The following is a 12,239-nucleotide window of genomic DNA, read 5'->3' on the forward strand; positions in this document are numbered from 1 at the left end:
GCTTCTGTAAGAACTTGTTCGTTGCCATGCCGAGGCAGCAAACACGTTCTTACAAGGCAAAATGACGGATTGGGCAGCAGGGGGGCACCACCCGTGCCGCTGCCGACGCACCGTTTTAGAAAATCCACAAGAGGTTGATGACATGATCGTCCTGAAGGCAACACAAGACAAGGTTCTCGCGGTACTGCAGTCCGTGGCTGGCATCGTCGAGCGCCGGCACACCCTGCCCATCCTGGCCAATGTGCTGATCCGCAAGACAGGCAATGCCCTGCAGCTGACGACCAGCGACCTCGAAATCCAGATCCGCACCACGGCCGAGCTGGGCGGCGACACCGGCGACTTCACCACCACCGTGGGCGCGCGCAAGCTGATCGACATCCTGCGCACCATGCCCAGCGACCAGACGGTGAGCCTGGAGTCGCAGCAGTCCAAACTCATCCTCAAGGGCGGCAAGAGCCGCTTCACCCTGCAGAGCCTGCCGGCCGAAGACTTCCCGCTGGTGCAGGAATCCGCCGCCTTCGGCCCCGCGTTCAGCGTGCCGCAGAAGGTGCTGAAGGACCTGCTGTCGCAGGTGTCGTTCGCGATGGCGGTGCAGGACATCCGCTACTACCTCAACGGCATCCTCTTCGTGGCCGAAGGCAAGCAGCTGTCCCTGGTGGCCACCGACGGCCACCGCCTGGCCTTTGCCAGCGCCACGCTGGACGTCGAAGTGCCCAAGCAGGAAGTCATCCTGCCGCGCAAGACCGTGATCGAGCTGCAGCGCCTGCTGTCGGACGCCGGCGGCGAGAACCAGCCCCACATCGAGATGCAGTTCGCCAACAACCAGGCGAAGTTCACCTTCGGCGGCATGGAGTTCGTCACCAAGCTGGTCGAGGGCAAGTTCCCCGACTACAACCGCGTGATCCCGAAGAACCACAAGAACAGCATCACCCTGGGCCGCGCGCCGCTGCTGGCCAGCCTGCAGCGCACCGCCATCATGACCAGCGACAAGTTCAAGGGCGTGCGCCTGAACCTGGAGCCCGGCACCCTGCGCGTGGCGTCCAACAACGCCGAGCAGGAAGAAGCCGTGGACGAGCTCGACATCGACTACGGTGGCGACACCATCGAGATCGGCTTCAACGTGACCTACCTCATCGACGCCTTGGCCAACATGGGCCAGGACATGGTGAAGGTGGAGCTCTCGGACGGCAACAGCTCTGCGCTGATGACCATCCCCGACAACGAAAGCTTCAAGTACGTGGTGATGCCGATGCGCATCTAGCCACCGGCCCCGGCCCGGCATGCCTGTGCGTCCGCATGTGCATGGCCTGAACGGGGCTGCTTCGCTTTTGCTACTGTAATGATAGCTGCTACCGCAGGATAGACAAGCGGTAGAGTGCTATTAGACCCCTATTGAACACATTGGACGCCGACCCCGGCCTCCACGGATCCCAAGGCCCACCATGACCGCAGACAACATCCCTTCCGAGCCCGAAGACACCGGCGTCTCCGGCCATGTTGAGCCCACCCTCGCCAAGATCGACACCAACCAGGCAGGGGCCAGCGAAAGCTACGGCGAAGGCGCCATCACCATCCTGGAAGGCCTGGAGGCCGTGCGCAAGCGCCCCGGCATGTACATCGGCGACACGTCCGACGGCACCGGCCTGCACCACCTGGTGTTCGAGGTGGTCGACAACTCCATCGACGAAGCCCTGGCCGGCCACTGCGATGACATCGTGGTGACGATCCACAGCGACAACTCCATCAGCGTCACCGACAACGGCCGCGGCATCCCCACCGGCGTGAAGATGGACGACAAACACGAGCCCAAGCGCAGTGCCGCCGAGATCGCACTGACCGAACTGCACGCGGGTGGCAAGTTCAACCAGAACAGCTACAAGGTCTCCGGCGGCCTGCACGGCGTGGGCGTGAGCTGCGTGAACGCGCTCAGCAAAATGCTGCGCCTGACCGTGCGCCGCGAAGGCAAGGTCCATGTGCTGGAGTTCAGCAAGGGCTTTGTGCAGAACCGCATTGTCGAAACCGTGAACGGCGTCGAAGTCTCGCCCATGCAGGTGCTGGACGACACCGACAAGCGCGGCACCGAAGTGCACTTCTTGCCCGACACCGAGATCTTCAAAGAGAACAACGATTTCCACTACGAGATCCTGGCCAAGCGCCTGCGCGAACTCTCGTTTTTGAACAACGGCGTGCGCATTCGCTTGAAGGACGAGCGCAGCGGCAAGGAAGACGACTTCTCGGGCGCCGGTGGCGTGCGCGGCTTTGTCGAGTTCATCAACAAGGGCAAGACGGTGCTGCACCCCACATCGTTCTACGCGGCAGGCGAGCGCCCCGCCGAGACGTATGGCGGCATCCCCGGCACGCACATCGGCGTCGAAGTGGCCATGCAGTGGAACAGCGCGTACAGCGAGCAAGTGCTCTGCTTTACCAACAACATCCCCCAGCGTGACGGCGGCACCCACCTGACCGGCCTGCGCGCCGCGATGACCCGCGTCATCAACAAGTACATCGAAGAAAACGAATTCGCCAAGAAGGCCAAGGTCGAAGTGACCGGCGACGACATGCGTGAAGGGCTCTGTTGCGTCTTGAGCGTAAAGGTGCCCGAGCCCAAGTTCAGCAGCCAGACCAAGGACAAGCTGGTGTCGAGCGAAGTGCGCGCCCCCGTGGAAGACATCGTGGGCAAGCTGCTGACCGACTACCTGCAGGAAAAGCCCAACGACGCCAAGATCATCTGCGGCAAGATCGTCGAGGCCGCCCGCGCCCGCGAAGCCGCCCGCAAGGCCCGCGAAATGACCCGCCGCAAGGGCGTGCTCGACGGTATGGGCCTGCCCGGCAAACTGGCCGACTGCCAGGAAAAAGACCCGGCGATGTGCGAGATCTACATCGTCGAGGGTGACTCCGCCGGCGGCTCCGCCAAGCAGGGCCGCGACCGCAAGTTCCAGGCCATCCTGCCCCTGCGCGGCAAGATCCTGAACGTGGAAAAAGCCCGCTACGAGAAGCTGCTGACCAGCAACGAAATCCTGACGCTGATCACCGCCCTGGGCACCGGCATCGGCAAGGCCGGCGGCACCACCGGGGGCGACGACTTCGACGTGGCCAAGCTGCGCTACCACCGCATCATCATCATGACCGACGCCGACGTCGACGGCGCCCACATCCGCACCCTGCTGCTGACATTCTTCTACCGCCAGATGCCCGAGCTGGTCGAGCGCGGCCACATCTACATTGCGCAGCCACCGCTGTACAAGGTCAAGGCCGGCAAGGAAGAGCTGTACCTGAAGGACGGCCCCGCACTCGACGGCTTCTTGCTGCGCATTGCGCTGAACCACGCCAGCGTGAGCACCGGCGGCGCCAACCCGCAAGTGCTGGCCGGAGAAACTTTGGCCGAACTGGCGCGCAAGCACCAAGTCGCTGAAAGCGTGATCCACCGCCTGTCCAACTTCATGGACGCCGAAGCCCTGCGCGCCGTGGCCGACGGCGTGAGCCTGAAACTCGACACCGTGGCCGACGCCGAAGCCAGCGCCGTGGCCCTGCAGGTCAAGCTGCGCGAGCTGAACGCCACCGGCACCCCCGCCGAAGTGGCCGGCGAATTCGACGTGCGCACCGACAAACCCATCCTGCGCATCAGCCGCCGCCACCACGGCAACGTCAAGAGCAGCGTCATCACGCAAGACTTCGTGCACGGCGCCGACTACTCAGCCCTGGCCGAAGCCGCCGAAACCTTCCGCGGCCTGCTGGGCGAGGGCGCCAAGGCCCTGCGCGGCGAAGGCGAGAAGCAAAAGGAAGAAAAAGTCGGCGACTTCCGCCAGGCCATGAAGTGGCTCATCACCGAAGCCGAACGCACCACCAGCCGCCAGCGCTACAAGGGGCTGGGAGAGATGAACCCCGAGCAGCTGTGGGAAACGACGATGGACCCGAATGTGCGGCGGTTGCTGCGCGTGCAGATCGACGACGCCATCGAGGCCGACCGCGTGTTCACCATGCTCATGGGCGACGAGGTGGAGCCGCGTCGGGACTTCATCGAGACCAACGCGCTGCGCGCGGGGAATATCGACGTTTGATGATGGCGGGCAGCAGGTAAGGCCTTGCTTTTACCTCTCCCCACCATCAGCAGCTTGCGTCATGAAGGAGGTGCAGGCATGACGATCACTGTCCTATCCAGCCAGGAATTCAACCAAGCCGCGAGCAAGGCATTGCTAGCCGCAAACAATGGCCCTGTTTTCATCACGGACCATGGCCTGACGACCCATGTGCTCATGAGCCATGGGTTGTACCAGTCACTGAGCAGCGGCCGCCAAAGTATTGCAGACCTTCTGGCCTGGCCAGGCGCTGTCGATGCCGAGTTGGATATAGCGCGCTCGCGCGAACTCGCTGCCGTCAAGCCGTTGTAGTGATCCGCCCGATGCTGCAGCCCAACATGCCGTCGGACGCGTCTCCATCCGGAGACCCCGCCCCCACATCACTCCAGCAACTGGCCTTGCGCCTGCAGGACTTCGCGCAGCAACGCGACTGGGGCCAGTTGCATTCGCCCAAGAACTTGGCATCGGCCCTGATCGTGGAGGCCGGCGAGCTGCTGGAGCACTTTCAGTGGCTGACCGAGGAGCAGAGCCGGAATCTGCCGGCGGACAAGAAGCAGGCCGTTGCCCACGAGATGGCGGATGTGCTGCTGTACCTGGTGCAGATGGCTACGGCGCTGGATGTGGATTTGATCGAGGCGGCGAATGCCAAGATGGAGATCAATGGGGGGAAGTATCCGGTGGGGCAGGAGCAAAGGAAGAAGGAGAGGTAGTTCCTTCACCTATTCATGTTGCGAAGCGCTCCATGGAGCGCTTTTTTTGCTCAAAATGTGCCCAATTTGCTATTGTTTATATAGCAATCACGCGATCGTGAAATCATCACGATAAGTTAGGTGGTTCTGCGTTTCGCAAAAACCAAAACGAGAATTCAACATCGGGCACAACTGTGGTCCCCAAACAATTAAATGCAGAACTCTCAACATCAAGCTCTTATTACGTTCATCTGGAGCATCGCCAATAAGCTGAGGGGACCGTACCGGCCGCCCCAATACCGTAGAGTTATGCTTCCGCTGATTGTTCTACGCCGCTTCGACCTCGTGCTGGCTGAAAACAAGCAGAAGGTACTGGACGAAAAAAAGCGCCTAGAAGACAAAGGCATCACTGGCCCGGCGCTGGAAAAGGCACTGTCACGCATCGCCGCCGCCGACCGCAAGCAGGAGCTGTTCAACACCAGCGGTTTCACGTTTGAGAAGCTGCTAGGTGACGCACCCAACATAGCAGGCAACCTGATCGCCTACATCCAGGGCTTCTCACCACGCGCCCGCGACATCTTCGACAAGTTCGAGTTTGAAACAGAGATCGCCAAGCTGGACGAGGCCAATCGCCTGTATCTGATCATCAAGGAGTTCTGCTCGGTAGACATCAACTTGTCGCCAAAGGCCATCACCAATCTGCAGATGGGTTACCTGTTCGAAGAACTGGTGCGCAAGTTCAACGAGCAAGCCAACGAAGAGGCCGGTGACCACTTCACCCCGCGTGAAGTCATTCGCCTGATGGTTGAACTGGTCCTCACAGGGGAAGACGGCATCTTCGAGCCGGGCATCTATCGCAGTGTGTACGACCCCACTGCCGGTACTGGCGGCATGCTGTCTGAATCTGAAAAAGCCGCCATGGCCAAGAATCCTCAGGCCAACATCGAGCTTTTCGGCCAAGAGTACAACCCCGAGTCCTACGCCATCTGTTGCTCAGACCTTTTGATCAAGGACGAGCCAATCAACAATTTGATCTACGGCGACACGCTGGGCATCAAAGACGCCAAGAACAAGACCAACGGCTTTGTGCCGCACGACGGCCACCCGGACAGGAAATTCCACTACATGCTGGCCAACCCGCCCTTTGGCGTGGAGTGGAAGCCGGAAGAAGACTTCGTGCGTGAGGAGTACGAAGACCAAGGCTTCTCTGGCCGCTTTGGTGCAGGCTTGCCACGTATCAACGATGGCTCGCTGCTCTTTTTGCAGCACATGATCTCGAAGATGCACCAGCCGCCCAAACTGGTCGAGGGCAAGAACGTCGGTGGCGACGGTTCCAAGATAGCCATCGTGTTCAATGGCTCGCCCCTTTTCACGGGCGACGCTGGATCAGGCGAGTCAAATATCCGCCGCTGGATCATTGAGCGCGATATGCTCGACGCCATCGTGGCGCTGCCAGACCAGATGTTCTACAACACGGGCATCTACACTTACGTCTGGATCGTCACCAACAATAAACCCGCCCATCGCCAAGGCCAGGTGCAGTTGATCGACGGCACCCGCCATTTCAAAAAGATGGACAAGAGCCTGGGCAACAAGCGCAACGAACTGTCGGACGAGCACATCAAGGGATTGGTGCGCCTGTATGCAGAGCACGACCACGATGCAGAAGGTGAAGTGCTGGTGGACGGCAAACCCGAGCGTCGGGTTTGCAGCAAGCTCTTCGAGAACCGCGAATTTGGCTTCTTGAAGATCACCGTTGAGCGCCCGCTGCGCCTGAACTTTCAGGCCAGCGCAGAGCGCATTGCCAAGCTGGATGAGCAGAGCGCCTTTGTCAATTTGGCAAGCAGCAAGAAGCGTAAAGACGATGCAGCCTATCGCGCGGAAGTCGCGGCAGGCCAAGAAACACAGGCAGCCATCAAGGCCACCCTGCAGGGCATGGACAGTGAAACGCAGTACCGCAATCGCCCCGCATTCGAGGCTGTGCTCGATGCAGCCCTGAAAAAGTTACCCAACAAGGTTCCTGCGCCAGTGAAAAAAGCCATCTTGGCGGCGCTGTCGGAACGCGACCCCAAGGCCGACATCTGTCTGGATGCCAAGGGCAACCCGGAGCCCGATGCCGATCTGCGCGATACCGAAATCGTGGCCCTGCCGAACGACATTGAATTGCCGCTGCCGCTGGGCTACGACAACGAAACCGGCCACGACGAGCTGTTAGCACTGGTGAAAAGCCACTGCGAGGACTACCTCAAAGTCGAAGTGCTGCCGCATGTGCCGGATGCCTGGATTGACCACAGCAAAACCAAGGTGGGCTACGAAATCCCGCTGACTCGGCATTTCTATGTCTATCAACCGCCGCGTCCGCTGGAAGTGATTGCAGGCGAAATCAGCCAACTCGAAAAAGACATCATGGCCATGCTGAGTGAGGTGGTGTGATGGGATACGCGCAATACAAGGAGCTGGACAGCTCGGGGATCTCATGGTTGCAGAAAAAGCCCATCCATTGGCGAATAAAGAGACTGAAATTCTCAACTGATCTCATCAACAACAAAGTAAGCGTCGAAGATTCGCCATTGCCTTATCTCGGCCTGGAACACATCGAATCATGGACCGGAAGGAAGATCGAGGGTGAAATTAGCAATAGCGAAGGCCTGGCATCGTCGTTCGTAATGGGGGATGTCCTCTTCGGGAAGTTACGCCCATATCTCGCCAAAGTTCACTTGGCTCAGCAGGATGGACTGATTTCGAGCGAAGCATTGGTTGTAAGAAGCAAAGATGAGCTGCATGCCGAGTTTCTGAAGTACTACATGCTGTCCCGTGATTTCATCAACATTGTTGATTCTTCGACTTTTGGCAGCAAGATGCCGCGTGCAAATTGGGATTTCATTGGAAACCTTCCGGTTCTCTTACCAGACGTAGAAGAACAAAAGGTCATCGCCCGCTTCCTCGATTTCAAAACCGTACAAATTGATGCCCTGATCGCAAAGAAAAAATCGCTGCTCGACAAACTTGCCGAGAAGCGCACGGCGCTTATCAGCCATGCTGTCACCAAGGGGCTTGATCCGTTTGTTCCCATGAAGGATTCGGGGGTGGCGTGGCTTGGTGACATTCCAGCGCACTGGAAAGTCATACGCATTAAACACATAACCCCGGTCAAGCGTGGTGCTTCTCCACGCCCCATTGATGATCCCAAGTATTTTGACGATGACGGGGAATTTGCTTGGGTTCGAATCTCTGATGTGTCGGCCAGTGATCGTTATCTTGAAAATACGACGCAGCGTCTTTCCGAACTAGGGTCTTCACTAAGTGTGAAGCGCTATCCGGGCGATCTCTTTTTGAGTATTGCGGGAACGGTTGGAAAGCCAATAATTACAAATATCAAATGCTGCATCCATGATGGATTTGTCTACTTCCCCGATTTGCAGGAGTCAAACGAATTTTTTTACTACCTGTTTGCATGTGGCCAGCCTTATTTAGGGCTTGGGAAGATGGGAACCCAACTTAATCTCAATACCGATACTGTTGGTTGCATTTTGATTGGACTTCCCACCAGGCTTGAGCAGCAAGCGATTGTCGAGTTCCTTGATAAAAAGACTGCGCAACTCGACGCTCAAGTGGCAAGAATAAATGGCGCAATTGATCGACTTAACGAATATCGGTCGGCACTTATTACCAATGCAGTAACCGGAAAAATCGACGTGCGTGATTTTGAGATTCCACCGACCGTCGAAGAGGTGATCTAATGAATGGAGGCTGCTCTCAATGGCGTTGAACGCACAGGGCTATTTCAACTGCCTGAAGTCCTATCTGAATACCAATCACTACGGTGAGCCGCAGGTGAGTGGCAGCGAGGTGGTATTGAAGGAAAAGATATTCGGCCAAATCGGCAGCAAGCCCATTGAGTACAAGGTGAGCTTGCAGACCACGGGCGAAACTCTGGTGATCAAGCTGGACACCAAGAAGAACGGCTCATCACTGCCGTTGTTTCACTTTCTGGACGATACAGCCAAGCCCTGGTCGAAGCGATGTGACTTCGTGGTATTCAACCTGCGCAAGAACAAGCTGCATGTGTACTGCCTTGAGTTCAAGTCAGAGAGCATTCCACACGATGTACCCGATCAGTTGAAAGCCAGTGTGGATTGGCTCAAGGCGCTGCACGCCACCATCAATGCGTACACCACCAAGCGCAGCGCCATTCACGCTACCAAGTATGTACTGAGCAACCATCCTGAACCGACGCCTTATCTGGATGCGGATGGCAAGTACCTGCAGCGCGATCACACGATACGCCACTACCGCTATGCCGACCTCAATGGCATGGCGCTGGCGGATTTGGACAACAGCAATATTGAGGTGATTCGCTAATAGGCGGAATCCGAAGTATTGAAAGGGGAGGAAGATGCACAAAGAAATCGACTTTGAAAACGACATCGAGCACGCACTGATCAGCAGCGGCGGTTACGAAAAAGGTGACCCAAACACCTACGACCCGGAAGCGGCGCTGTTTCCGGCAGATGTCGTTGCCTTTGTGCAGAAAACGCAACCCAAGATCTGGACGCGCCTGACCCAGCTGGACGCCGCCAAAGCGCCCGCGATGCTGATGGACAGCCTAGTGAAAGAGCTTGCTGCCAAAGGCGCCCTGGCGATCTTGCGCGAGGGTTTCAAGTGCGTGGGCAAGACGGTGCGGCTGGCCTACTTTGCGCCCAACACCGGGCTAGACCCCGCGAGTACCGAGCGTTACGACGACAACCGCTTGACCGTCGTACGGCAGGTCAACACCAGGAGCGGGGCCATCCCTGACGTGGTGTTGACGGTGAATGGCTTGCCGGTGGCCACGCTGGAGCTGAAGAACCCGATGTCGGCCACGCGATGGAATGTGGAGAACGCCAAGTACCAATATCGCTTTGAGCGTGACCCCAAGGAATTGTTGTTTGCCTTCAAGCAGCGGTGCCTGGTGCATTTCGCTGTGGATACCGAGCTGGTTTTCATGACCACAAAGCTGGAAGGCCAGGACACGTTCTTCCTGCCCTTTAACCTGGGGAATGACCACGGCGCTGGCAACCCACCGGCAGCGGGCGATGTGCGCACCACCTACCTGTGGCACAAGGCGTTGACGCGTGACAGCCTGATGGACATCTTGGCTCGATTCATCCATCTGGATGTTGAGGAAAAGACCGTCGTCACCGAAAAGGGCATCAAGCGCCATCGCAAAGAGTCGATGATCTTTCCGCGCTACCACCAGCTGGATGCGGTGCGGGCTCTGACCGACCACGCACAGGCGCATGGCTCGGGTCACAACTACCTGATCCAGCATTCCGCTGGCTCAGGCAAATCGAATTCGATTGCGTGGCTGGCGCACCGGCTCTCCAGCCTGCACGATGGTCACAACGAGAAGATCTTTCATTCGGTGGTGGTGATCACCGACCGGCGCGTGCTGGATCAACAGTTGCAAGACACGATCTTCCAGTTCGAGCACAAGCTGGGCGTGGTGCAGAAGATCGACGAAAACACGCAGCAGTTGGCCAAGGCGCTGGCCGATGGCGTGCCGATCATCATTTCCACCATCCAGAAGTTCCCTTTCATCACCCAAGCCATTCGCACGATGGAGGCCAACGGAAAAGGGGTGGCCATCTCGACAGCAGGCAAGCGCTTCGCGGTTATCGTGGACGAGGCGCACAGCTCGCAAAGTGGTGAAACTGCAATGGAGCTGCGCAAGATCCTGAACAAGGACGGCATTGAATCCGCCATTGCCGAGCAATTGCTGGACATGGACGACGATGCCTTGAGCGAAGAGGCAAAGAAGGAGCTGCTGCGCGAACAACTCAAACGCGCCAAGCAGCCCAACCTGAGTTTCTTTGCCTTCACCGCTACGCCCAAGTTCAAGACACTGGCTGTTTTCAATGAACCCGGCTTAAACGGCAAAGCGCCGTTCCACCACTACAGCATGCGTCAGGCCATCGAGGAAGGCTTCATTCACGACGTGTTGGCGTACTACACCTGCTACAAGCGCTACTACAAGTTGATCCAGAAGGTGGAGGCAGACCCGGAAGTGCCACGCCGCAAGGCCGCCCGCGCACTGGCTCGCTTCGTCGAGTTTCACGACTACGAGATCGCGCAAAAGGTCGAAGTGATCGTAGAGCACTTCCGCACCCATACCCGTCACAAGATTGGCGGCCGGGCCAAAGCGATGGTGGTAACCGGCTCGCGTGAGCACGCCGTGCGTTACAAGCTGGGGTTCGACAAGTACATCAAGGACAAGGGCTACACCGACGTTAAATCGCTGGTGGCCTTCTCCGGTGAAATCACGCTCAAAGAATTCGCCGACAAGAAGTTCACCGAAGTGAGCATGAACAACGGCATCAAGGAATCCGAGCTGCCGGAGAAGTTCAATACCGAGGAATACCAAATCTTGCTGGTGGCTGAGAAGTACCAGACGGGTTTTGACCAGCCGCTGTTGCACAGCATGTACGTCGACAAGCGCTTGTCTGGCATCCAGGCAGTACAGACACTCTCGCGCCTGAATCGAACGACACGAGGCAAGACCGACACCTTTGTACTCGATTTTGTCAACGAGCCTGCGGACATCTACACCGCCTTCAAGCCCTATTACGAAGCGACAGACAAGGGCGACGATACCGACCCACAACAACTCAACACGCTGGCGCACACACTCGCCAATTGGAAAATCTATACCGAAGCCGAGGTCAGTGCTTGGTGCGAAATCTGGTTCCGCAATCGGCTGAACCCCACTGGCGGCGAGCACAAGAAATTGAATGGCCTGCTTGATCTGGCGATTGAGCGATTCAAGAAGTTCGGGGAGGAAGACCAGAACCTGTTCAAGGGGCAGCTGGTTAGCTTCCGCAATCTGTATGGCTTTGTTTCCCAGATCGTGCCTTATCAAGACTCCGATCACGAGAAGCTGTACACCTACGCTCGTTTCCTGCTTACCAAGATGCCGCGCACCACGGACAAGCGGACAGTACAGGTCGATGATGAAGTTGAACTTAAGTACTACCGGCTACAAAAAATTAGTGAGGGAGCCATAAACCTTATGGTCGGCGAACCTGAAACTCTGTATGGCCCGGTCAACGTGGGTACAGGTCAAGCTGACGAGGATGTTCAGCTGTCAACTTTGGTGGGGAAGCTCAATGAGCGATTCGGAACTGAATTTGCACCCGCAGACCAGCTCTTTTTCGATCAAGTCCGAGAAACTGCGGTCGCCAATGATCAATTGCGGCAAGCCGTCATGGCGAACAGCATTGAGAACTTCGAACCCGTATTCAATAAGCAGCTTGAAAACCTACTGGTGGAACGGATGGATGGCAATGAAGAGATCTTTGTTAGGTTGATGAATGATGAAGCGTTCAGGAATGTTGCAGCTGGCCACCTGATGCGGACGGTATACCAACAAGTAAAAGCAAGTTCAGAGACAAAGTAAATCGCATCAATTTTCGATGTGCTGGACTGAGAAGCAGCG

8 protein-coding genes are annotated in these 12,239 nt (G+C 57.5%); all 8 read left to right on the forward strand.

Annotated features, from left to right (window positions below):
- Positions 1-142 precede the first annotated feature (142 nt).
- The 8 genes from dnaN to ASF16_RS20225 all read left to right on the forward strand — a co-directional run bounded on the left by dnaN (position 143) and on the right by ASF16_RS20225 (position 12,200).
- Complete coding sequence (gene dnaN, locus ASF16_RS20190; RefSeq protein WP_056171502.1) at positions 143-1,261, forward strand: DNA polymerase III subunit beta; 1,119 nt, start codon at positions 143-145, stop codon at positions 1,259-1,261.
- Positions 1,262-1,442: 181 nt separating this feature from the next.
- Complete coding sequence (gene gyrB, locus ASF16_RS20195) at positions 1,443-4,058, forward strand: DNA topoisomerase (ATP-hydrolyzing) subunit B (RefSeq protein ID WP_056171504.1); 2,616 nt, start codon at positions 1,443-1,445, stop codon at positions 4,056-4,058.
- Positions 4,059-4,136: 78 nt separating this feature from the next.
- On the forward strand, positions 4,137-4,388 hold the full coding sequence (locus ASF16_RS20200) for a hypothetical protein (protein ID WP_056171506.1): 252 nt from the start codon (positions 4,137-4,139) through the stop codon (positions 4,386-4,388).
- An 11-nt stretch (positions 4,389-4,399) separates the two neighbouring features.
- Positions 4,400-4,786: a nucleotide pyrophosphohydrolase gene (locus ASF16_RS20205; protein ID WP_235507453.1), complete on the forward strand. Its 387-nt coding sequence runs from the start codon at positions 4,400-4,402 to the stop codon at positions 4,784-4,786.
- 192 nt (positions 4,787-4,978) lie between these two features.
- Entirely contained in the window at positions 4,979-7,198 is a 2,220-nt protein-coding gene (locus ASF16_RS20210) for a class I SAM-dependent DNA methyltransferase (protein WP_056171508.1), read from the forward strand.
- On the forward strand, positions 7,198-8,505 hold the full coding sequence (locus ASF16_RS20215; RefSeq protein WP_056171509.1) for a restriction endonuclease subunit S: 1,308 nt from the start codon (positions 7,198-7,200) through the stop codon (positions 8,503-8,505). Before ASF16_RS20210 ends, ASF16_RS20215 begins: the two co-directional genes overlap by 1 nt.
- A gap of 19 nt (positions 8,506-8,524) precedes the next feature.
- Complete coding sequence (locus ASF16_RS20220; protein ID WP_056171511.1) at positions 8,525-9,127, forward strand: hypothetical protein; 603 nt, start codon at positions 8,525-8,527, stop codon at positions 9,125-9,127.
- 34 nt (positions 9,128-9,161) lie between these two features.
- Positions 9,162-12,200 carry a type I restriction endonuclease subunit R gene (locus ASF16_RS20225; protein ID WP_056171514.1) on the forward strand — a complete coding sequence of 1,013 codons (3,039 nt, stop codon included), beginning with the start codon at positions 9,162-9,164 and terminating at the stop codon, positions 12,198-12,200.
- Positions 12,201-12,239 lie beyond the last annotated feature (39 nt).

The organism is Acidovorax sp. Leaf78, from assembly GCF_001422735.1.
Lineage (GTDB): Bacteria > Pseudomonadota > Gammaproteobacteria > Burkholderiales > Burkholderiaceae_C > Acidovorax.

What these genes read in the sequence shown, in the direction of transcription:
- dnaN (WP_056171502.1), top strand. Translation starts at nt 143, where the DNA reads ATGATCGTCCTGAAGGCAACACAAGACAAGGTTCTCGCGGTACTGCAG.
- gyrB (WP_056171504.1), top strand. Translation starts at nt 1,443, where the DNA reads ATGACCGCAGACAACATCCCTTCCGAGCCCGAAGACACCGGCGTCTCC.
- ASF16_RS20200 (WP_056171506.1), top strand. Translation starts at nt 4,137, where the DNA reads ATGACGATCACTGTCCTATCCAGCCAGGAATTCAACCAAGCCGCGAGC.
- ASF16_RS20205 (WP_235507453.1), top strand. Translation starts at nt 4,400, where the DNA reads ATGCTGCAGCCCAACATGCCGTCGGACGCGTCTCCATCCGGAGACCCC.
- ASF16_RS20210 (WP_056171508.1), top strand. Translation starts at nt 4,979, where the DNA reads ATGCAGAACTCTCAACATCAAGCTCTTATTACGTTCATCTGGAGCATC.
- ASF16_RS20215 (WP_056171509.1), top strand. Translation starts at nt 7,198, where the DNA reads ATGGGATACGCGCAATACAAGGAGCTGGACAGCTCGGGGATCTCATGG.
- ASF16_RS20220 (WP_056171511.1), top strand. Translation starts at nt 8,525, where the DNA reads ATGGCGTTGAACGCACAGGGCTATTTCAACTGCCTGAAGTCCTATCTG.
- ASF16_RS20225 (WP_056171514.1), top strand. Translation starts at nt 9,162, where the DNA reads ATGCACAAAGAAATCGACTTTGAAAACGACATCGAGCACGCACTGATC.